Source organism: Apilactobacillus apinorum, assembly GCF_001281175.1.
Taxonomy (GTDB): Bacteria; Bacillota; Bacilli; order Lactobacillales; family Lactobacillaceae; genus Apilactobacillus; species Apilactobacillus apinorum.
This window is the reverse complement of the sequence record NZ_KQ440396.1, coordinates 477,364-500,074: the sequence shown is the minus strand read 5'-3', so window position 1 is coordinate 500,074 and position 22,711 is coordinate 477,364. Positions and strand designations below refer to the sequence as shown.

General features: G+C 36.1%; 23 protein-coding genes. 18 read left to right on the top strand and 5 right to left on the bottom strand.

Translation table 11 applies throughout. The features are described 5' to 3' along the window. Nucleotides 1-126 precede the first annotated feature (126 nt). Complete coding sequence (locus RZ74_RS05320; protein ID WP_053950374.1) at nucleotides 127-543, top strand: bis(5'-nucleosyl)-tetraphosphatase; 417 nt, start codon at nucleotides 127-129, stop codon at nucleotides 541-543. A gap of 3 nt (nucleotides 544-546) precedes the next feature. After that, complete coding sequence (locus tag RZ74_RS05315; protein WP_053950373.1) at nucleotides 547-1,092, top strand: guanylate kinase; 546 nt, start codon at nucleotides 547-549, stop codon at nucleotides 1,090-1,092. Nucleotides 1,093-1,125: 33 nt separating this feature from the next. On the opposite strand, the gene RZ74_RS05310 is transcribed toward RZ74_RS05315, so the two are convergent. From RZ74_RS05310 to hflX, 3 genes are all read right to left on the bottom strand, one after another. Further along, nucleotides 1,126-1,449: an AzlD domain-containing protein gene (locus RZ74_RS05310; protein ID WP_053950372.1), complete on the bottom strand. Its 324-nt coding sequence runs from the start codon at nucleotides 1,447-1,449 to the stop codon at nucleotides 1,126-1,128. Beyond that, nucleotides 1,436-2,092 (bottom strand): AzlC family ABC transporter permease, encoded by a 657-nt coding sequence (locus tag RZ74_RS05305; protein WP_378252666.1) that lies wholly within the window; start codon nucleotides 2,090-2,092, stop codon nucleotides 1,436-1,438. Before RZ74_RS05305 ends, RZ74_RS05310 begins: the two co-directional genes overlap by 14 nt. A gap of 72 nt (nucleotides 2,093-2,164) precedes the next feature. Beyond that, the gene (gene hflX / locus RZ74_RS05300) at nucleotides 2,165-3,439 is read right to left on the bottom strand and encodes a GTPase HflX (protein ID WP_053950371.1); all 1,275 of its coding nucleotides are present in this window, start codon (nucleotides 3,437-3,439) and stop codon (nucleotides 2,165-2,167) included. 319 nt (nucleotides 3,440-3,758) lie between these two features. On the opposite strand from hflX, the gene RZ74_RS05295 reads away from it, so the two are divergent. The 5 genes from RZ74_RS05295 (at nucleotide 3,759) to RZ74_RS05275 (ending at nucleotide 9,481) form a co-directional block, all read left to right on the top strand. Beyond that, on the top strand, nucleotides 3,759-5,384 hold the full coding sequence (locus RZ74_RS05295; RefSeq protein WP_053950370.1) for a peptide ABC transporter substrate-binding protein: 1,626 nt from the start codon (nucleotides 3,759-3,761) through the stop codon (nucleotides 5,382-5,384). Between the two features lie 133 nt (nucleotides 5,385-5,517). Next, nucleotides 5,518-6,447: an oligopeptide ABC transporter permease gene (gene opp3b / locus RZ74_RS05290; protein WP_053950369.1), complete on the top strand. Its 930-nt coding sequence runs from the start codon at nucleotides 5,518-5,520 to the stop codon at nucleotides 6,445-6,447. Further along, on the top strand, nucleotides 6,447-7,466 hold the full coding sequence (locus RZ74_RS05285) for an ABC transporter permease (RefSeq protein WP_053950368.1): 1,020 nt from the start codon (nucleotides 6,447-6,449) through the stop codon (nucleotides 7,464-7,466). The genes opp3b and RZ74_RS05285 overlap by 1 nt, the downstream gene beginning before the upstream one ends. A 9-nt stretch (nucleotides 7,467-7,475) precedes the next feature. Continuing rightward, complete coding sequence (locus RZ74_RS05280) at nucleotides 7,476-8,528, top strand: ABC transporter ATP-binding protein (protein ID WP_053950367.1); 1,053 nt, start codon at nucleotides 7,476-7,478, stop codon at nucleotides 8,526-8,528. An 11-nt stretch (nucleotides 8,529-8,539) separates the two neighbouring features. Then, on the top strand, nucleotides 8,540-9,481 hold the full coding sequence (locus RZ74_RS05275) for an ABC transporter ATP-binding protein (RefSeq protein WP_053950366.1): 942 nt from the start codon (nucleotides 8,540-8,542) through the stop codon (nucleotides 9,479-9,481). A 53-nt stretch (nucleotides 9,482-9,534) separates the two neighbouring features. Here RZ74_RS05275 and RZ74_RS05270 read toward each other — a convergent pair whose 3' ends face one another. After that, the gene (locus RZ74_RS05270; protein ID WP_053950365.1) at nucleotides 9,535-10,197 is read right to left on the bottom strand and encodes a histidine phosphatase family protein; all 663 of its coding nucleotides are present in this window, start codon (nucleotides 10,195-10,197) and stop codon (nucleotides 9,535-9,537) included. Between the two features lie 145 nt (nucleotides 10,198-10,342). Here RZ74_RS05270 and helD point away from each other — a divergent pair, with 145 nt between their 5' ends. From helD to RZ74_RS05240, 6 genes are all read left to right on the top strand, one after another. Next, on the top strand, nucleotides 10,343-12,643 hold the full coding sequence (gene helD / locus RZ74_RS05265) for an RNA polymerase recycling motor HelD (RefSeq protein ID WP_053950364.1): 2,301 nt from the start codon (nucleotides 10,343-10,345) through the stop codon (nucleotides 12,641-12,643). Between the two features lie 119 nt (nucleotides 12,644-12,762). After that, the gene (gene coaA / locus RZ74_RS05260; protein WP_053950363.1) at nucleotides 12,763-13,686 is read left to right on the top strand and encodes a type I pantothenate kinase; all 924 of its coding nucleotides are present in this window, start codon (nucleotides 12,763-12,765) and stop codon (nucleotides 13,684-13,686) included. Between the two features lie 77 nt (nucleotides 13,687-13,763). Then, nucleotides 13,764-15,311: a glutamine-hydrolyzing GMP synthase gene (gene guaA / locus RZ74_RS05255; RefSeq protein WP_083437202.1), complete on the top strand. Its 1,548-nt coding sequence runs from the start codon at nucleotides 13,764-13,766 to the stop codon at nucleotides 15,309-15,311. A gap of 135 nt (nucleotides 15,312-15,446) precedes the next feature. Next, nucleotides 15,447-16,355: a DMT family transporter gene (locus RZ74_RS05250; RefSeq protein WP_053950361.1), complete on the top strand. Its 909-nt coding sequence runs from the start codon at nucleotides 15,447-15,449 to the stop codon at nucleotides 16,353-16,355. Nucleotides 16,356-16,430: 75 nt separating this feature from the next. Beyond that, a complete protein-coding gene (locus RZ74_RS05245) occupies nucleotides 16,431-17,822 on the top strand; it encodes a flavocytochrome c (protein ID WP_053950360.1) in 1,392 nt (463 codons plus the stop codon). 11 nt (nucleotides 17,823-17,833) lie between these two features. Continuing rightward, complete coding sequence (locus tag RZ74_RS05240; RefSeq protein WP_053950359.1) at nucleotides 17,834-18,190, top strand: hypothetical protein; 357 nt, start codon at nucleotides 17,834-17,836, stop codon at nucleotides 18,188-18,190. Nucleotides 18,191-18,216: 26 nt separating this feature from the next. On the opposite strand, the gene RZ74_RS05235 is transcribed toward RZ74_RS05240, so the two are convergent. Then, a complete protein-coding gene (locus RZ74_RS05235) occupies nucleotides 18,217-18,849 on the bottom strand; it encodes a carbonic anhydrase family protein (protein ID WP_053950358.1) in 633 nt (210 codons plus the stop codon). Nucleotides 18,850-18,927: 78 nt separating this feature from the next. On the opposite strand from RZ74_RS05235, the gene RZ74_RS05230 reads away from it, so the two are divergent. The 5 genes from RZ74_RS05230 to RZ74_RS05210 all read left to right on the top strand — a co-directional run bounded on the left by RZ74_RS05230 (nucleotide 18,928) and on the right by RZ74_RS05210 (nucleotide 22,681). Continuing rightward, nucleotides 18,928-19,821, top strand: coding sequence for an RluA family pseudouridine synthase (locus RZ74_RS05230; RefSeq protein ID WP_053950357.1), 894 nt, complete (start codon nucleotides 18,928-18,930; stop codon nucleotides 19,819-19,821). Beyond that, nucleotides 19,821-20,579, top strand: coding sequence for a DUF1003 domain-containing protein (locus RZ74_RS05225; protein WP_053950356.1), 759 nt, complete (start codon nucleotides 19,821-19,823; stop codon nucleotides 20,577-20,579). The genes RZ74_RS05230 and RZ74_RS05225 overlap by 1 nt, the downstream gene beginning before the upstream one ends. 2 nt (nucleotides 20,580-20,581) lie before the next feature. Next, on the top strand, nucleotides 20,582-20,980 hold the full coding sequence (locus RZ74_RS05220; RefSeq protein ID WP_053950355.1) for a hypothetical protein: 399 nt from the start codon (nucleotides 20,582-20,584) through the stop codon (nucleotides 20,978-20,980). 179 nt (nucleotides 20,981-21,159) lie between these two features. Next, nucleotides 21,160-21,702: a GNAT family N-acetyltransferase gene (locus RZ74_RS05215; RefSeq protein WP_053950354.1), complete on the top strand. Its 543-nt coding sequence runs from the start codon at nucleotides 21,160-21,162 to the stop codon at nucleotides 21,700-21,702. Between the two features lie 70 nt (nucleotides 21,703-21,772). Further along, nucleotides 21,773-22,681 (top strand): cation diffusion facilitator family transporter, encoded by a 909-nt coding sequence (locus RZ74_RS05210; RefSeq protein WP_053950353.1) that lies wholly within the window; start codon nucleotides 21,773-21,775, stop codon nucleotides 22,679-22,681. Nucleotides 22,682-22,711: the final 30 nt, after the last annotated feature.

Below are 22,711 nucleotides of genomic sequence, written 5' to 3'. Positions count from 1 at the left end.
CCTAACGTATATGTATGGCTTCATTATATCAGATTCCAAATAAAATCAAGAAAGTGATTGATGAAAAACTTAATATCGTCCCTGCAAGGTGCTATAATAATTACAAATTATTGTGGAGGGATTATTATGACAACAGAAATTGATGGTGGGGCAATTGTTTATCGCGTTGTCGATAATCAACCGGTTTATTTATTAGAAAAAAGTGCTACTAGTGACTTTTGGGGTTTTCCTAAGGGCCACGTTGAAGGTAGTGAAACATTGGAACGAGCGGCCATTCGTGAAATTAAAGAAGAAACCGGGATTGATGCGCAAATTGATACAACATTTAGCATCGATGCCGAGTATGACATGAAAAATGGTCATCATAAAGTTATCACTTTCTATACTTCTGAAGTTAATAGTGATAAAGTAACGCTACAACCAGAAGAAATTAGCGATTATGTCTGGGCACCTTATGAAGAGGCAAGAAACGTAATTACGTACGATAACCTAAAACAAGTTTTAGACAAGACTAATCAATATATTGTAGAAAAGCTGGGATAGCCAATGAATGAACAGAAGCTAATTGTGATAACCGGTCCCGCGGGAAGTGGGAAGACTTCCATTCGGGATTATGTGATTGAAAAATATCATGCGGGGAAAGTGATTACACATACTACTCGTAAACCACGTTGTAATGAACAAAACGGAATCGATTATTATTTTGAAACTCCAGAATCATTTCAAAAGCTCCACCTATTAGAACAGGTGGAATATTCACATGCCCATTATGGGTCTTCATTAGAAGGGGTAAATGAAGCATGGCAAAAGTCACCGATTGCGATAATTGTATTAGATACCCTAGGGGCAGCCACTTATAAGAAGCAATTGGGTGATTGCGTTGATGTGTGGTTCGTACAAGTTAATGATCCAATCATCTTAAAACAACGTATGATTGACCGTGGTGATGACATTACTAAGGTGGAACAAAGAATTGCCAGCAATGAATACAAACGAGATATTCAAATTCCAGATGAACTAAAGGATTTTGCAATTATTATTGAAAATAACGACTGGCAACAAGCTCAAGCTCAAGTCGATAAATTGATGTAAAAAAGACCTAACAAAACGTTAGGTCTTTTTCTTTTATATTAATCTGATAATCGCTAGTGAAAGAATTCCCACAATCACTACCACTAATAAACTTTTAGAAATAAATGCAGCCAGTACACTTGGAATTGATGCTAAGAAATTTTCCCAGTTAATGGTGGGAAGACTACCTAAATGTTGGTGAAATAATGAAGTGAACCATAGACTTGCCATGATGACAATTGGTACAAAGCTTAAGTATTCTTCAACTGGTTTAGATAGTTGGAATTTCTTTAATAGTACAAATGGAATTACTCGAGATAACCAAGTAACAATGGTACAACCGATGATGGTTAATAATACGAAATTAAAAGAAGGCATGTTTGATAATCACTCCCATCGCACAAGTAATTAATGTCACGATTAAGATTAATAGACTACTTGGAATAAAGATTAAGCCTAAGTAAACCATTAATAGGGTGAGAATAATCATAACTAATTTTAATTTTTTATCCATATTATTGTCTGCAGTAAATTGTAAATATAACAACCCGATGAACATCGCGATAATCGCAAAGTCTAACCCAATCGCATAAGGATTATGAATAAAGCTACCTAACAATGCACCGACGCCTGAAGCAGCAGCCCAGGTAAAGTAAGAAACGATGTTGGCGGCATTGAACCATTCAAATGATAATTGATGGTTTGTGTAGTTTAGTTTATTCATACCTAATGCAAAACTTTCGTCGGTTAAAAAGGAACCAATTAAAATATTTTTCAACATTGAATCTTGTTTGAAATATGGTGCAGTCGTAATACTCATTAATATCATTCTGGAATTAACTAAGAAAATCGTCAGAATGATTGAGAAAATTGGACTTTTTAGGGCTAACATCGAAACTAAGATAAATTGCGCTGATCCAGCATAAACGGTTAGGGACATGATAGTAACCCACAATGGATTAAATCCGAGCGCTTTTCCAATAATACCGAAGGGCAAACCAATGCCGATGTAGCCAAACATTGTGGGGATGCTTTCGAAAATTGCAGTTTTAACAGTCAGTTGATTATTAATGCTGGACACATCCTTTATATATTATTCGTTGGTAACGATAAAATCTTTAAAACGATCACTGTCGACAGCTGTTAATTCAGCTTGGATTTGGGTTCCGTCAGCGACATATTCAGTGCTAATCACATTAGCGTTAGTGTTTAAGTAATTGACAATTTCACCTTTATTAAAAGGAATTAAAAATTCGTTAATCACGTAATCATTGTAACTATTTTCTTTAATCACATTTACAAGTTCGTCAATGGAATCATCTTCTAATGCAGCAATGACTAAGTTATCACCGGCACGTTGAGGACGAGGCTCATCCAAGATATCAGCTTTGTTGAAGACGGTAATCATTGGGATGTTTTCAACACCAATTTCTTTTAATGTTTGTTCAGTTGTCTTCATCATTAATTCTTTATTTTCGTCAGATTCATCAACTACTTGGACTAATAAGTCGGCGTTAGCTGCTTCAGCTAATGTTGATCTGAATGCTTGCACCAATTGATGCGGTAACTTACTTACGAAACCAACAGTATCAGATAGTAACATCGTCTTATTATCTTCGAAAATTAGCTTACGAACACTCGTATCTAGAGTCGCGAATAACATGTTTTTAACCATGACTTGTTTTTCGTTATTTTCACCGTAACGATTAACTAGTTGATTCATAATAGTGGATTTACCAGCGTTGGTATATCCAACTAAGGCAACGGTCGGAATTGATTTAGAATCACGTTGTTTACGTTGAGTTAAGTCAGACTTTTGAATATCTTTTAACTCTTGTTTGATATGCGCGATATCTTTTTCAATTACACGACGGTTTAATTCAATTTTAGATTCACCAGAACCTCTACTGGTAAATCCGCCACCACCACTACCAGTTTGTTGGTCTAGTCGTTGACTAGCACTGGTATGTAAGCGGGGTAGTTGATATTGCAATTTAGCAAGCTGTACTTGTAGTTTGGCTTCATGTGTTCTGGCACGGTTAGCGAAGATTTCTAGAATTAAACCAGTTCTATCGATGATTTTTGTTTCGACAGCTTTTTCTAAGTTTCTAATTTGACTAGGTGATAATTCATCATTAACGATTACCATGTCAGCATCGTGGTCTAAAACACTTAGTCTTAGTTCTTCGACTTTTCCTTTACCAAAGTAAGTAGCCCTGTCTGGATGGTCTAACTTTTGAACCAAACGATCTACTACATCTAAATTGTTAGCTTCCGCTAGAGCGGCCAATTCAGTCATAGAATATTCGAATTGTTCATTATCTAAGTTCAAACCAATGATAATGGCTTTTAAGTTTTCTGTATCCATTCGCGTCCCTCCAATTCATTTCATTCATTATAACATTAATGAAGGTCTTATCTGGAATCTTTAATAAGAAGTTATATGAAATATTAGATTTATTTTAATAAACTCCAATTGTATAAAATGAGCATTATTAAAATATGGTAAGTATAAACCAAAATCAGTGATATCAATGCTCTTTATTCAATTATTGTGTACTTTTTTTCAACTAAATTAAAATTAAATTAGAAAAAGTCTTGCAATTTATCATAAAAGGGTGGTATTATTTTCACAATCCTTATTAAGAATAATCATTTCTTATTAATTGAAATTGGGGGTATTGGAAATGAAATTTAGATCCGTAGTAAAGCTAGGGATTGTAGGTGCAGCATCTGCATTCCTATTAGCAGCTTGTGGTAACTCATCAAAGGAATCTACAAGCAAGTATATTAACTGGCAAGAAAATTCACAATTGCCTACTTTGGATGCCTCAAAGGCAACCGACACTGTTAGTTTTGGTGCATTAAACAATAGTAATGAAGGACTATTAATCAATGCAGCTGACAACAAGGTTAAGCCTGGGGTAGCTGAAAGCTACACTGTTTCAAAAGATGGAAAGACTTACACTTTCAACCTAAGACATTCAAAATGGAGTGACGGTAAAGCTGTTACTGCTAAGGATTTTGTTTATGGTTGGCAAAGAACTGTAAATCCTAAGACTGCATCACAATACTCATACCTATTCTCAGATGTTAAGAATGCTGATGCAATTGGTAAGGGTCAAGCTCCAGTATCATCATTAGGTATTAAAGCCGACGGTGACTACAAGGTTGTTGTTACATTAGACAAACCACAAAACTACTTCAAGTACTTAGTAACTATGGCACCATTCTTGCCACAAAGCGAAGCAGCCGTTAAGAAATTCGGTTCAGCTTACGGTACTACAAGTAAAGACATGGTTTACAACGGACCATTCAAGATTGAAGGATGGACTGGTACAAACAACTCATGGACTTTAGTTAAGAACAAAGACTACTACAATGCAAGCAAGATTAAAGTTGCTGGTATTAAGTTCAATGCTCAAAACGATTCAAACACTTCTGTAAACCAATACGAAACTGGTTCATTAGACGAAGCAGTTCTATCAGGTGCACAACAAGTTGGTAAGTACAAGGGTACTAGCGAATACCATGCATTGAAACAAGCATCAACTTTCTACATTGAATTAAACGAAAAGAAAGATCCAATGTTTAAGAACGCTAACATCAGAAAAGCTATCTCATTAGCAATTGACCGTAAAGAATACACTGGTAACACTTTAGGTGACGGTTCAATTCCTGCTGTAGGTTACGTATCACCAGGTATGTCAGAAAGAAATGGTAAAGATTTCACTGCTGACGCTGGTACTACAACTGGTGTTTCATACAACTTATCAGAAGCTAAGAAGTTATGGGCTAAGGGTCTAAAAGAAGTTGGTAAGAAATCTGTAAGTCTATCAATCCTATCAGATGATACTGATAACGGTAAGAAGACTACTGAATTCCTACAAACTGCTCTAGAAAAATTACCTGGTCTAAATATTTCAACACAAAACATTCCATTTAAGCTAAGATTAGCTCATTCACAATCTGGTCAATTTGACATGGTAGTGAGTGCGTGGGGCGCTGACTTCCCAGATCCAATTTCATTCTTAGAACTATTTACTACTGATGGTTCATACAACAATGGTAAATGGTCAAATGCTAAGTATGACGAACTAATCAAGAACGCTGACGGTAAAGATGCAAACGATGCAGCTAAACGTTGGGATGACATGGTTAAAGCAGAACAAGTTCTTATGAGCGACCAAGGAATTATTCCTCTATACCACTCAGTACAATCACGTGTTATCAAATCTCGTGTAAGTGGTGTTCAATTCTTCCCTACAGGTTCTCCATATGACTTTAGAGATGCTAAGATCACAAACAAATAATTAAATATTTTATAATTTTTGAAATATAATTGAGAAGAGTTTTAGGTTTTGACTATAATAATATTAGTCGGGCTTAAAACTCTTCCGTACATAAAAGGAGAAAACCACTCCTAAGATTGCGAGGAATAAAAATATGGTTAAGTATCTGTCAAAACGAATTTTTTATCTTTTATTGACACTATTTATCGTTGTGACCGTTACATTCTTCTTAATGAAGATCATGCCTGGGACACCTTTAGCTAATGAAGCTAAATTGTCTGTGGCTGAACGTAACATGGTATTGAAGCAATATGGTCTAGATAAACCACTATGGCAACAATATATCAGTTACATCGTAAATGCTGTTCAAGGTAACTTTGGGACTTCATTCCAATTTAGTGACCAACCAGTTTCATACTTGATTTCAAGTCGTATGGGACCATCACTATTAATTGGTTTACAAGCTATGATTGTGGGTGTATTAGCAGGTATCGTTGTTGGTGCTATTGGTGCCATCAAGAAGAGTACTTGGGTTGACACTTCAACTACAATTATTTCAATTTTAGGAATTTCAATTCCTTCATTTGTTTTCTCAGTTCTATTGCAATATGTAATTGCTTTGAAGTGGGGACTACTACCAATTGCGGGTTGGGGTGGATTTGCATACACAATTCTACCTACACTTGCGCTTGCCGCAATGCCTTTAGCTGAATCAGCTCGTTTTATGAGAACTGAAATGGTGGACGTACTAAGTTCAGACTACATTGAATTAGCACGTGCAAAAGGTCTAAGTAAGTTTGGGATTATTTATCACCATGCACTTAGAAATAGTTTGATTCCGTTGGTTACAATCATTGGACCATTGGCAGTTAACATTATGACTGGATCACTAGTTGTTGAAAACATCTTTGCGATTCCAGGTATTGGGGAACAATTCGTTAACTCCGTTTTAACTAATGATTACCCAACCATCATGGGACTAACAATTATGTATTGTTTCCTATTATGTGTGGTTCTATTAATCACTGACATTGTTTATGGATTAATTGACCCTCGAATCAGAATTGCGGGAGGTAAGAACTAATGGCAGATAAGTCAAAAGAACTACCACAAGATGCCTTTGAAATGTTATCTGATGGAGCTCATTTAGATAACGAAAAAATTGCCGCTCCTTCATTAACTTTCGTAAAAGATTCATGGCGTCGTTTAAAGAAAAATAAAGCAGCGATGATTTCGCTATATATTTTAATTTTCCTATTTGTTGTTTCATTTGGATCAGCATTATTCCCATCAATTAGAAATATTGCTACTCATCCAACATTGAACAACTTACCACCACGTATTCCTGGAATCGACATTCCTGGTTTTAACGGAACTTTAGTTCAAGGTGGAAACCGTATTAACGCCTATACTGGTGCTGCCGCTAACCATTACTTCTGGTTAGGTAGTGACTACTTAGGTCGTGACTTATTCGCAAGAACATTATATGGAACTCGTATTTCATTAATTATTGCGGTTGTTGCCACATTCTTCGATTTAACTATCGGGGTTGCCTACGGAATTATTTCTGGATGGATTGGTGGTAAAGTTGATACTTTCATGCAACGTGTGATTGAAATTCTACTTTCAATTCCTAACTTAGTTGTAATGATTTTATTACTATTGGTATTAAAACCAGGTATCGGCGCAATCATTATTGCGATTGCATTCTCTAGTTGGATTAACATGGCTCGTTTAGTTCGTGCACAAACACTTGAATTAAAGAACCAAGAATTCGTGTTAGCAGCTAGATCATTGGGTGAAAGCTCATTGAAGATTGCATTCAAACACTTATTACCAAACTTAACATCTGTAATTATCATTAATACAATGTTTACAATTCCAAGTGCTATTTTCTTCGAAGCATTCCTATCATTTATTGGTATCGGAGTTCCTGCTCCAGCTGCTTCATTAGGTACTTTGATTAGTAACGGTCAAAAGTCATTCCAATTCCTACCATATCAAATGTGGGTACCAGCCATCGTGCTTTCATTATTAATGATTGCATTTAACATTTTAGGTGATGGTTTACGTGATGCCTTTGATCCTAAATCAAGAGAGTAGGTGACTAGAATGGAAAACAATGAAAACATATTAGAAGTAAGAAACCTATCTATTAACTTCCAAACCTACGCTGGAACAGTTCAAGCAATTAGAGATATTAGTTTTGATTTAAAGAAGGGTGAAACCCTAGCAATCGTTGGGGAATCCGGTTCTGGTAAATCAGTAACAACAAGAAGTATTATGGGATTAAACGCCTCAAATGCTGATGTTGTTAGTGGAAGTATTAACTTTAAGGGTGAAGACATCCTTAAAAAGAACGAAAAAGAATTAGGACAATTACGTGGTAAGAGTATCGCGGAAATCTTCCAAGACCCAATGACTTCATTGGATCCAACTATGAAGATTGGTCGTCAAGTTGCTGAACCACTAATGATCCACCAAGGTTTAAGTCGCGAAAAAGCGATGGAAAAAGCTTTGGAAATGCTAAAACTAGTGGGTATCACTAATGCGGAAGAACGTATTAACGATTATCCATACCAATTTTCAGGTGGGATGAGACAAAGAATTGTGATTGCAATTGCTTTGGTTAACTACCCTGAAATCTTAATTGCTGATGAACCTACTACTGCTTTGGATGTTACAATCCAAGCTAAGATTCTACAATTAATGAAAGAATTGCAACAAAAGATTAATACATCAATCATCTTCATCACTCACGATTTGGGTGTTGTTGCTGGAATGGCTGATCGTGTTGCTGTTATGTATGCTGGTAAGATTGTTGAATATGGAACTGTTGATGAAATTTTCTACAATCCACAACACCCATACACTTGGGGGTTATTAGGTTCAATGCCTACTTTAGATACTAACGAAGACGTATTGCCTTCAATCCCAGGAACTCCTCCAGATTTATTGGAGCCACCTGTAGGTGATGCCTTTGCAGCTAGAAATAGTTATGCATTAAAGATTGATACAATCGAAGAACCACCTTTCTTCAAAGTGTCAGATACTCACTATGCCGCAACATGGTTGTTAGATGAACGTGCACCTAAGGTGACACCACCAGCAGACATTGTAAAACGACAAGAACACTTTAAGAACCGTAATCAAACACAAGGATAGGTGGTGAAAGTATGTTAGATAAAGATGCACCCAAGATTTTAGAAGTTAAAAACTTAAAACAATACTTTAATGTTGGTAAAAAAGAAGTTGTTAAAGCCGTCGATGACATTACTTTCGATGTTTACGAAGGTGAAACTTTCGGACTAGTTGGAGAATCTGGTTCTGGTAAAACCACTACGGGACGTGCCATTAGTCATTTATACGAACCAACTGATGGCGAAATCATCTTTGAAGGTAAAGATGTTTCAAAATTAAAGACTAAAGCGCAAGAAAAAGAATTTAGAAGCGACATCCAAACTATTTTCCAAGATCCATATGCTTCTCTAAACCCTCGTATGAAGGTTAAAGATATCATTGCTGAAGGTATTGATATTAACCATCTTGCCAAAGATAAAGCAGACCGTGATCACCAAGTGGAAGAACTATTGGAAACTGTTGGTCTAAATAAGGAACATGCTAACCGTTACCCACATGAATTTTCAGGTGGTCAACGTCAAAGAATTGGGATTGCACGTGCATTAGCAGTTAAACCTAAGTTTATTATTGCCGATGAACCAATCTCAGCTTTGGATGTTTCTATTCAAGCACAAGTAGTTAACTTACTAAAAGATTTACAAAAGAAACGCAAATTAACTTACCTATTTATTGCCCATGATTTATCAATGGTTAAATACATTAGTGATCGTATTGGTGTTATGCACTATGGTCGTATGTTAGAAATTGCTGACGCTGACGAACTATACGCTAACCCATTACATGATTACACTAGAAGTTTACTTTCTGCTGTTCCGGTTCCGGATCCAGAATTTGAACGTCAACGTGAAATCGTTGATTACGATGCTAGCGTTGAAAGTGACGGTAAGGAACGTAAGTTAGTAGAAATTGCGCCTAATCACTATGTTCGTGCTGCTGAAGACGAAATTGAAATGTACAAGAGTCGTCTAAAAGGTTAATTGAACATAAAAAATAACCGTTACTATTTGTAACGGTTATTTTTATAAGAAGACTAGACGTCTTTTGAAACGTTGTTATAGTATTCAACGGAAATTTGTTTGCCGTCCGGACTAGCAACTAATTTTGAAACACTACCGTTTTGGATTGGCACGGAAACATCAATGGAATCATCCTTAAATTGGTCAACAGCCCATCTAATGATAGTTCCATGAGCAGCGATTAATATGTTTTCACCATCGTTAGCGTTCTTAATTACTTCTTGTAATCCAGGGATAAAACGATTCAATAAATCTTCGTTGTTTTCAGCATCACCGTATGGGTCACGACTGGCAATTAAGTCAGCTGTACCACCCATACCAAGTTTTGCAATCATTTTAGGATATGAGTCGAGGCCATCTGGTCCTCCGATTTGATGCCAAGCAGCATCGCCATCATTTCCTTCGAAATAGCCAAAGTTCTCTTCACGAAAGGCCACTTTTTTGATGGGTTCTTCTAGTGATGAAGAATTTTGCGCTAATACATATTTTCCAGTATCAAATGCGCGGGGCATGTCACTTGAATAAGCGTGATCAAAATGAATTGCGCTTAGTCGTTTACCGGCATCAATCGCATCGTTAATTCCTTTTTCAGTCAAAGGTGCGTTAGCGATTCCTTGAATACGGTTATATTTATTTAAGTAAGTTTGTCCATGTCGTACAAGATAGATGTTAATCATAAAAAATCCTCCTGACATAATTATTGACTTAATTTTATCATAGATGGGGTAGTCATAAAATCAATAGAGATGAGAAGAGCTTTTCTTTCATCATTTTATGTGCTAAAATTGGTAACTAAATTTTGAAGATAGGAGCGTTGCTCGTATGTCTGATTCAATTAAAGAAACGGAACAAAAACACTTAAATCATATTTTAAGCAAAGTCGAAGTTGCAAAGGCGGAGGCTGTTAAAAAAATAAATCGTGCTGAAAAAGATGAACATGATATTAATAAGAACTTTTATAATGATGTTCGACTAAAAACTAGTACTTATTCAGGGATGATGGAAACTTCTGTTTCAATTCGTCAACAACAACAAATGTTGGAAGAAAGAGAAAACAGTTGGAAACATGCTACCCGTGAATATGACAAGCTACAAAAGATGCAAGAAAGACCATACTTTGCTCGTTTAGATTTTGAAGAAGCGGGTGAAAATAAAGCCGAAACTATTTACATTGGTTTAGGTTCTTTTGCGGATAGTCCAGATCATTACTTAATCTATGATTGGCGTGCGCCAATTTCTAGTATCTACTATGATAGTAAGATTGGTAAATTAACATACCAAACTCCAATGGGTGAACAAACTGTGAATGTGACCTTAAAACGTCAATTCCAAATTAAAGATTGTAAGATTGAAACCATTTTTGATACTGATCAAGTCGTTGGGGACCAAATGCTATTGGATAACCTAAATGGTAAATCCAATACTAAGATGAAGAGTATCGTTACTACCATTCAAAGAGAACAAAATAAAATTATTCGTGATACTAAGTCAGACTTACTATTCGTTCAAGGGGCTGCTGGTTCAGGTAAAACAGCAGCGGTTCTTCAAAGAGTTGCTTTCCTATTGTATCAATACAGAGGCAAGCTAAGTTCTGCTCAAGTGGTATTATTCTCACCTAACCAATTGTTTAATGATTACATTAACCAAGTGTTGCCTGAATTAGGTGAACAAAACATGGTTCAAATGACTTACTACCAATACAGTAGTTTACGTGTACCTAAGTTTAAGGTGGAAACATTATCAGAACGTTTTGAAGAAGATAATTCTGAAGATAAGTACGTTAGAAACATTAATAATTTAAAGAACTCACTAGATTTCTTTAAGGCTGAAACTGCCTACACTAACCATTTGAATACTGAAGATATGAAGTTCAAGAACCTTAAATTCCAAGGGGATGTCTTCATTTCTAAAGAACAAATCGAAGAAATTTATTACAGTTTCAATGAAAACTACAACTTAAGAAATAGACTGGATGCTACCAAGGAAAGATTAATCAAGATTTTGAACCGTCGTGTTAAATCTGAAATGAAGAAACCATGGGTAGAGCAAGCTGTTCAAGACTTAAGTCGTGAACAAATTCAAGCAATTCAAAATGCTCATCCTGATGAATTTGAAAATGCTGAAAAAGAATTTGATTTCTTAGCAAGACATATTGTTATCGGTGCCTTCAAACGTATCAGATCACAAATCGTCCATGGCCGTTTCATCGGGGTTAACAACCAATTTGTTCATTTCTTAAGAAACGTACCAAACCTAATTGACTTATCTAAGTTCAACGTCAATAAGGAAGAATGGATTCAATCAGTCGATGATTCAATTGCTCGCATGAAGAGCGGTCACATCTCAATGTCAGATGTTTCCATTTATCTATATCTATTTGACCGGATTTCTGGTAAACGTCCTAAGACAGATATTAGATATCTATTCATTGATGAAGTGCAAGATTACACCGCATTCCAAATGGCATTCATGAAGTTCACTTTCCCACGTGCTCGTTTTACATTATTGGGAGACTTAAACCAAGCTATCTTTACTCATGAAAATAGTCATACTTTATTGACTGAACTATCTACAATGTTTGATCCAGAAAAGACAAACGTTGTGCAATTAACCAAGTCATACCGTTCAACTGAACAAATTACTGACTTTACTAAGCACATCTTAGAAGGTGGCAGTCAAATCGAATCATTTGCTAGAATTGGTGATAAACCAGTAATGCAAGTGGTGGATAATCATGAAGCTGCATTAGATAAATTAATTGTAAAAATTAATGATGATAAGCAAAAACATGATACAACTGCCATAATTGTTAAAACTTTGGCCGATGCAGTTGCATTATCCGAACAATTAGACGCTAAGAACGAAAAAAATACGCTTATACAGACCGAAAACCAACGCTTGGCTACTGGAACCCTAATTATCCCTGCATACCTCGCAAAAGGGCTAGAATTTGATTCTGTGGTTATGTTTGATGGGGATGACGTTCATTATGGAGATGAATCAGACCGTCAATTGGTTTACACAATCTGTACTCGTGCAATGCATGAATTAACTATTATCGCTGAAAACAAGACAAGTCACTTGTTTGATGTGGTTCCAACAGATTTATATGATTTACAATAATTGCAATTAGTAACAACGAAAAGTGCCTATCTATCAAGGATAGGTGCTTTTTTTATGAATAAATCGTTTAATCGGTGGTATGATGGGTGTACTAATTTTTATTGAACGGGGGCGTAAAATTGGCTGATTTAATCAATTACTACGCATTTAAAAAAGATGAGTGGAAAGACTTATACAAACTACAAACAGTGCCTTTAACCAAGGACAGTCTAAAACAAATTAAGGCTTTTAATGATGAAATTTCAATGCAAGACGTGCGCGACGTCTATGTCCCAATTGTGCATTTATTAGATTTATGTACTCAAAGCTTTAATGAGTGGCAAAAGACGAAGACCCATTTCTTAGCGAAAGAAGATCGCAAAGTCCCATTTATCATTGGAATTTCCGGAAGTGTGGCTGTTGGTAAGTCAACTACCGCTAGACTATTAGAAGTATTATTGAGTCGTTACTTCGAAGATAAGAAAATTCAATTAATTACCACCGATGGATTTTTATACAATTCTGCCGAATTGAACCGTCGTCATATTATGGATCGCAAAGGTTTCCCGGAAAGTTATGACATGAAATCATTGATTAACTTTTTAAATGAAGTTAAATCTGGTAAGCCTAATGTATTGGCACCAGTGTACTCACATGACGTTTATGATATTATTCCTGATAAATTTGATGTGATTGACCAACCAGATGTTTTAATCATTGAAGGAATTAATACTTTGCAGTTGCCAAGTAATCAACAAATTTATGTTAGTGACTTTACCGATTTTTCAATCTATATCGATGCAGATGATGATTTAATTGAAAAATGGTACTTAGAGCGTTTCGAAAAGTTGATGGATACTGCATTCCAAAAGCCATCTAACTACTATTACGAAATGGCGCACAAAGATCGTCAAAAGGCGATTCAAAAAGCGAAAGAAGTTTGGAAAGAAATTAATTTACCTAACCTGTTAGAAAATATAAAACCAACTAGGACTAGGGCTGACTTGATTATTCATAAGACTGATGAGCATTTAATTGACCAAATTTTACTTAGAAAGTACTAGATTTAATTTGACGCCATTAATTTTTCTCGGTATTATTAATACAATTTAATGATTGGAGAGTGAACGGTTTGGCTGAAATGGATTTATCATCATTTGATAAAATCTTGGTTCTTGACTTCGGAAGTCAATACAACCAATTAATCACCCGTCGTATTCGTGATTTCGGAGTGTACTCTGAATTAAAGCCTCATGATATGACAATCGACGAAATCAAAGATTTTAATCCTAAGGGAATTATCTTCTCTGGAGGTCCCAACAGTGTATATGCAGAAGACGCATTAACTGTGGACCCTAAGATTTTTGAAATGAATATTCCAATTCTAGGTATTTGTTATGGTATGCAACTAATGGCATATAACCTAGGTGGAGGACGAGTTGATGGAGAAGAACATGGTCAATATGGTCATGCTGACATCGACATTACTTCTGATAATGCGGAACTATTCAAGGATTTACCTAAGGAAGAACCAGTTTGGATGAGTCATGGAGACCTTGTAAGAAAGGTTCCAGATGGATTCGAAAATGTGGCAACCGCTGATGGTTGTCCTATCACTGCAATGCAAGATACCGCTAGAAAGTTCTATGGAATTCAATTCCATGCGGAAGTTAGAAATACCAAGTACGGTACTGACATCCTAAAGAACTTCGTGTTTAACGTTTGTGGCGCAGAAGCTAACTGGTCAATGAATGATTTCATCGGCTTACAAATCGACCAAATTAGAGAAGAAGTTGGCGATAAGAAAGTTATCCTTGGTTTATCTGGTGGGGTAGATTCAAGTGTTACTGGTGTTCTATTGAACAAAGCAATTGGTGATCAATTAACTTGTATATTTGTTGATCATGGATTACTACGTAAAAATGAAGTAAAAGAAGTTATGGATAGTTTAGAAGGTAAGTTTGGCCTAAACATTATCCAAGTTGATGCAAGTCAACGCTTCTTAGATAAGCTAAAGGGTGTTACTGATCCTGAACAAAAGAGAAAAATTATCGGTAACGAATTCATTGAAGTTTTCAATGAAGAAGCTCTTAAGCTAAAAGATGTTGATTTCTTAGCACAAGGTACTCTATATACCGACGTGATTGAAAGTGGTACTAACACCGCTGAAACTATCAAGTCTCATCATAATGTTGGAGGTCTTCCAGAAGACTTACAATTCAAACTAATCGAACCAGTTCGTTCACTATTTAAAGACGAAACTAGACGTTTGGGTGAAGAAATGGGGATGCCAGATTACTTAGTATGGCGTCAACCATTCCCAGGTCCAGGTCTTGGAATTCGTGTTATTGGTGAAGTAACTGAAGATAAGTTACAAATCGTTAGAGATAGTGACTTTATTCTTCGTCGTGAAATTGCCGCAGTTGGCTTAGATAAAGATATTTGGCAATACTTCACTATCCTTCCTGGATTTAGAAGTGTTGGTGTAATGGGTGACGGTCGTACTTACGATTACACTATTGCAATCCGTGCCGTTAATTCAATCGATGGAATGACTGCTGACTTTGCACAAATTCCATGGGATGTATTATCTGATATCTCAACTAAGATTACTAACGAAGTAGATGGGGTTAACCGTGTAGTATACGATATTACAAGTAAGCCACCTTCGACAATTGAATGGGAATAATATTCTCACTAAAAAGAGCTCAACGTTTATGTTGAGCTCTTTTTATTTTTGTTCAAAAAGATTAAAATTAGAATTGCCTTAGAGGAGTATTAGATGTATTGTAAGTGATAGTTATTTTATATCGGAGGACGACGAATGGCAGGACATAAGAAATTTCTCGGACTACTATTGGTAATTATCGGTAGTGTTGCTTGGGGAGCATCCGGGACTGTCGCTGATTACATGTTTTTAACTCAACATATCCCAGTAATTTGGGTAGTGGGGGTCAGAATGATATCAGCCGGCATATTACTATTACTTACATATAAATTAATGAACCATCAATCAATTTTCACAATTTGGCATGACCGCAAAAGCATCATTCAATTACTAATTTTTTCAGTGTTTGGGATGTTAATGTCACAATTTTGCTACTTATCAGCGGTCAATTATGGGAACGCTGCAACGGCGACAGTGCTTCAATTTACAGCACCAGTCTTTATCATTGGGTATTATGCAATTACGAGAAAAAAATGGCCGATCAGATTAGACGTTATCTCGATTGTCTTAGCAGTTATCGGTACATATTTATTAGCGACTAAGGGCCATTTTGATTCACTTTCGATTTCGGCATTAGGTTTATTCTTCGGTATTGCGGCGGGAGTAGCTAATGCCAACTGTACGATTATTCCGATTGATTTATTGAATAAATACGATGCAAAACTAGTCTGTGGTTGGGCGATGATTGTTGGCAGTTTACCACTCCAACCAATTGTCATTGCTAATGCGCATCAAATTCATTTTAATCCGACATTAGTAACTGAATTAATTGTTATTACACTTGTCGGGACAATGCTCGCTTATCTTTTTTATGAAGCTAGTTTGAATTATTTAAAACCAGCAGTGACCGGAACAATGGGATCATTTGAACCATTAACCGCCACCATTTTATCGATTGTCTTTTTACATATCGATTTTAATTTAATCGAAATTGTCGGGGCGGTTTTAATTTTAGGGATGGCATTATTGCAATCACTACCGAATAAAAATGAATTAATTGAGTAAAACAAAGCATTGTCTTTTGGACAATGCTTTTATTTGTAATAAAATAAAAATAAATGGAAATGAGGAGGAATTACAATGGCAAAATATGTATTTGAACCTAACCAAATTGCTGACTTAAAATCAGAATATGACGTGATTATCGTCGGTTCTGGTGCAACTGGATTAATCAGTGCAATTCAAGCTGCAGAACTAGGTTTAAAACCAGTTGTTTTTGAAAAAATGGATAAGTTAGGTGGTAATTCCACTCGAGCATCTTCTGGAATGAATGCCGCTGAAACCTATGTGCAATTAAATCACCATGTTGTCGATAGTTTTGAAGACTTTTATAACGATACATACATTGGTGGGGGTAAACAAAATAATGTCGAATTATTAAAGTACTTCACTAGTCATGCAGGATTAACTATCGATTGGCTAAAACAACATGGTATTGAGTTAGAAGATTTGACCATTACCGGTGCAATGAATACGACTAGAACGCATCGTCCTAATTCACAAGCTCCAATCGGTGCATATTTGGTAACTAGTTTCCTTCAAATTATCGAAAAAATGGGCATTGAAGTATATAACAATGTTTCTGTAGATAAGATTACTCGAGATGATGAAAAGATTACCGGCGTAGTTATTTCTGATGTTAATGGCAATCAGCATCAAGTAGCTGGAAAGGCGGTTCTGTTAGCTACTGGTGGTTTTGGTGCCAATAAAGAATTAATCGGTCAATATCGCAAAGACTTAACTATATATCGTACTACTAATCAAGAAGGGGCAACCGGTGATGGTTTAAAACTAGCCACAGATGTCGGTGCTGCTTTAGTGGATATGGATCAAATTCAAGTCCATCCAACTGTTCAACAAGATAATGATCACGCCTTTTTAATTGGTGAAGCAATTCGTGGAGAAGGAGCGATTTTGGTTAATACCGATGGAAATCGTTTTGTGAACGAACTAGATACGAGACAAAAAGTAACTGATGCGATTAATGAACAAGATACTAAGCATGCCTATTTAATATTGGATGCGGAAGTAGTTGACCACGCGCCAGCTGTTCGTTTTTACGATTCAATCGGGATGGTAGTTCACGGTCAAACTATTGATGAATTAGCGAATAATATAGATGTTGATGCTGACAACTTAGCGAAAACAATTGAAACTTGGAATCAAGCTGTCGTAAACCATGATGATCAATTTGGCCGTAAGACAGGAATGAATCGTCAATTAAACCATCCAGACTTTATGGCAATTCACATTGCACCAGCAGTTCATTACACAATGGGTGGAATTAAAATTAACCACTATACTCAAGTTTTAAACCAAGATGATCAAGCTATTAACGGACTATTTGCAGCTGGTGAAACATCTGGTGGTTTACATGGAAATAACCGTATTGGTGGGAATTCAATTGCTGAAACGGTCGTCTTTGGTCGTCAAGCAGGACAAAGAATCTTTAAATACATTCAAGAACAATAGGAGGAACAATTATGCATAGCGGAGAAGCAGCAGAATGGGTGGCAGCAGTTGCCGAAGCACTATCAGTCGTAGTTGCATTATTCTTGCCATACTATAACCAACATGTCGAAAATAAGCGTAAATTGCGCAATATTAAGATGTTAATTCGTCGAATGAGTAAAAGAGCGATGGATGGGGAAGAAGACGCCTTAGAACATTTAGGTACCATCTTAACCACCGCTTATTTAAAGAATATGAATTCTAAAACAGAAGATGTTATTAATGATGGTCAACAAATTTTAGATATTTTAAAGATGTCGAAAGGAAACCCAACTGAAGAACAACGCCAAAAGATGCGTGCATTGTTAGACGAAATTAATTCAATTTAAAAAAGGAAGCCGTTTATGGCTTCCTTTTATTTGTGGTAATATTGAATGTTTCTTTGGTTAATTGGTTGGCAAGCACGGTTATTTTTACCGAACTTTTGAATAAACCAGTCGACTTGAGATTGACTGACTGTCAGTGTCGAGTTATTAATCACAATCCATTCAACCCCCTCAGTAAGTGGCGGGGTCGTTAACGATCCCAGGTAGTGAAATCCAGTTTGGAAATCATTGATTTGGTGATGAATTTTTAGCGACACGCTGTGGTCGTGATTACCTTCAAAATTATTAATGATGTTTTGAATGTCGGGATTAGCATTGCCCAGTTGTGGGAATAATGCGACTACTACGGTTTGCCCAACATCATTTTCGTGAACTAAATGAATTTCAATCGGATTAACTTGGCCGTCAATCACGTGTTCAGCAGGTGCATGGAAATGAACTTGCTGGAAATGATAGGGACGCTCGAAAATACTAGCGTTCCCCATTCCAAGTAATCTAATCGTGGTGTGGTCGTCAATTTCTGTATTTAATTGGTAAAACTCATCGGCATGAATTGGCAGATAATCAGCAAGATGTTGATTGTCATTGGTTGATAAATTAATTGGTGATTGAATCTGACCAAAGCCGTTTTCCCAATTAGCTTGTTCACTATAATCTAACATAATGATCTTCTTTCCATATTAATATGAGTTTGGTTTTTTAATATGTTAATATAACATACATAGAAAAACAATTCGGAGATGAAAAAATTGCAAATCACATGGACTAATCAAGACCAACCAGACGCTGGAATTAAGCATTTCTTAGGGGTTCATGGCGTTTCTCATCGGATGTATAACGACTTAAAGCAATCCGGTACAATTATGGTCAATGGTAACGAAACTAAGCTAGACTATAAACTCCAAGTAGGTGATGAAATCACGATTATCTTTCCACCAGAAGAAAGTGATGATGACGTGGCTTTCAGTGATCAACCAATTGACGTGGTCTACGAAGACGATAATTGGTTAGTGATTAATAAACCGGCTGGTTTAACTAGTGTTCCGGGACCTGCTAACAGAGAAGATACCTTGGTAAATCGAATTAAAGGGTATTTAAGACAACAAGGATCGGTAGATTTAAAGCCACATTTAATTACTCGATTAGATCGATTTACATCCGGTTTAGTATTGGTAGCTAAGCATCGTTTGGCCAATAGTTTAGCTAATCAAGAAGTAGCAGAACACAAGATTGATAAATACTACTATGCGATTGTTTCTGGTACCGGCTTACCTGATCACGACATTGTTGATTTACCAATTGGGAGAGTCGGTGACAACTTTAGAAGAGAAGTAATTGAAGATGGTCAATCAGCTAATACTGAATTTTGGATTGTAAAAAATTTTAGTAATTACAGCTTAGTTAAATTAAAACTACATACTGGTCGGACACATCAAATTAGAGTGCATATGACCGAACTAGGCCATCCGCTATTAGGGGATGAACTATACGGTGGTCCGCTAGATCAAGGTATTAATAGACAGGCACTTCACGCCTATTATTTATCATTTAATGATGGAATCACCAATCAAATCAGAACGTTTGAGACTGAATTGCCAAATGATATGACAGCAGTCATTGAGGAGGAAAAGTAATGAATGAAGAAATTCATGAAGTAAAATGTTTAGTTGATAATGAGCCAATGCTATCGGATGAAGGGTTTTATCTGCAAGAATTAAGCCAACCGATTTCAAATGCCGTTAAAGCTGATTACGCAAAGGCGAAGGTAACTAGTTTTATTTGTGCGCATCACTTGTTAAAATATCGTGTGAACCACGTTGATAACTTAATTAATGCCGATTTAAAACAAAGTCAAAAAATTAACCGTAAGCTAACGAGAGCGCTCCGTGATGATAATTACGACATTAAAGACGTTAATGATTCATTACAAGAAAGTTTGACTTTCGGCCAAAAGGTTTCTGACGCAGTGGCCAAATTCGGTGGTAGTTGGCCATTTATTTTCATTTTCATTGTGCTATTGATTGTTTGGATGGTAATTAATGGGATGGCGCTATTTGGTGTTCATTTTGATCCATATCCATATATTTTATTGAATTTGTTTTTAAGTTGTTTTTCAACAATTCAAGCACCCATCATTATGATGAGTCAAAATAGAGCGGCTGAACGTGACCGTTTGGATTATGAAAATGATTTCCATGTTAACTTAAAGTCAGAACATGAATTAAGAATTTTGCATGCTAAATTAGACCACTTAACACAAAATCAATTGCCACATGATTTGGAAGTCGAAAAACTACAACTAGAAATTTTAGGTGAAGTGAGAACCGAATTAGCCAAGTTACGTGAGGAAAATAGTAAACTAAAAGATAAGTTACGCCAAAAGGAGAATTAAAAATGGAAGATAATATTTCATTGGGAGAACCAGTTTTTGATAAGATGATGTTCGTCTTAAAGTCACCGATTACTGATGACAACCACAAGTACTACAAATTTAATGATGAAGAAATGCAAGAAATTGCTGAAGATGTATGGGCAATGCCTGCATACATGAAAGAAGACGATGATTTTTCAATGTTCTTCATTCTAACTAAGATTGAAAGTGGTGAAACCGTTATCGCGTTTTCACAAGGTGAAATGAGTGATGGTAATTTCTCATTAAGTGAACCCATGGTTTCTGGAAATGGTTTAAATGTTTTGAATGCACATGATGAAAAATCAGCTGCTTCAGTTCTACATTTTTTGAATCAAATTTCCAAAGCTAATGAAGGTGATTGGAGAATGATAGAAGACTAAAAATCATTGATTTTAAAGGACTTCTCAACGTGCGTCATGATGGGCTTTACAAGCATTTTTGTAAAAGCTCATTTTTTTGTAAAAAAAGCTTTGCTTTTTGGAAAAATGGTGGTAATATTTTTAAGTCGCTAAAATGCTTTTAAATTTTTAAATCAAACACAAAAAGGGGGGCTTAGATCATGTTAATGAGAAGAGCACAAATCGAAGATTTTAACGCAATTGAACAAATTATTTTCGAAGGGAAGGAATTGCTCGCCAAACAGGGTGTTAACCAATGGCAAACAGGTTACCCAAATGCGGAATCATTAATGAACGATATCATCAATGGATGGACTGTCGTACTAGAAGAAAATGGCGAAATTCTAGGCACAGCAGCTGTTATTCCAGGACTAGACACTAGTTATGAAAACCTTGATGGTCAATGGTTATCTAACGGCCCTTACCTATCAATTCATCGTGTGGCCGTTTCAAACAGACACCACGGCAGAGGTCTAGCTCAACAACTATTTGAAGGAATCTTTGCTGCTGTTGAAAAGATGGATGATGTTCAAAGTGTACGCATCGACACAAATCCAATGAACCTAGGCATGCAACATGTCATCAAAAAAGCTGGATTTGTTGAAACTGGCAGAGTAGTTCCAATTTCTGCAGTTGACCCTACAAACGTAGTAATGAACTTCGCATACGAAAGAGTTATCAAACAACCAATGTTAATTGCTTAAGCTGATTTTTTTAAATCAGCTTTTTTTGTTGCTCTTATAAAGGTATAATTATCATCAGGAGGTGAAACATATGCACGAACATAATCATGATGAAGCAATGTCACAACAACGATTTTTTACTGTAACGATTTTAAATACATTGATTACCTTAGTGGAATTCGTTGGTGGAATTTTATCAGGTAGTTTGTCATTACTATCAGATGCATTTCATAACTTCGCTGATTCAGCATCAGTAGTTGGTAGTTACTATGCTCATCAAATTAGTCAAAGACCACAAAACCAATTGAACACGTTCGGATATAAAAGAGCACAAATTATTTCAGCCTTTTTAAATTCACTATTCTTAGTGATTATCTCAGTTGTCTTGATTGTTGAAGGGGTCCAAAAACTATTTAAACCAGAACAGATTAACGGAAACTTGATGTTAATAGTTGCTGTGGTTTCGACGGTTGCTAATTTGATCTCTACTGTCATGTTGAGTCGTGGTTCTAAACATAATTTAAATATTCGCGCTACATACTTACACTTATTGAGTGATACATTGGCATCACTAGGTGTTATTTTCGGTGGGATTTTAATTAAATTATTTAACTGGGTCTTAGTCGATCCAATTGTAACCATTATTGTGGCAATCTATATTTCGGCAGAAGCATATCCAATCATAAAGAAGACCGTTAAGATTTTGATGCAAGGGTCACCAATGATTGATTGTTATGATATCCAAAAGGACATGATGCAAATTGATGGGATCACCGGTGTCCACCATGTTCACATCTGGTCTGTAGATGAAAATAGTGTTATTTTCTCAGCGCACGTCAACATGGACGATATGCTAATTTCTGAAGCTGAAAAGATTTATGATCCAGTTTCGAAATTATTGCACGATAAATATGGTATTGAACACGTCACACTGCAAGCTGAAGTAAAACGGGGAACCCAGGAAGATTTATATTTTGATACCAAAACAGATATAGAATAAAAAAAGACGCTTTTCCAATTCGGAAAAGCG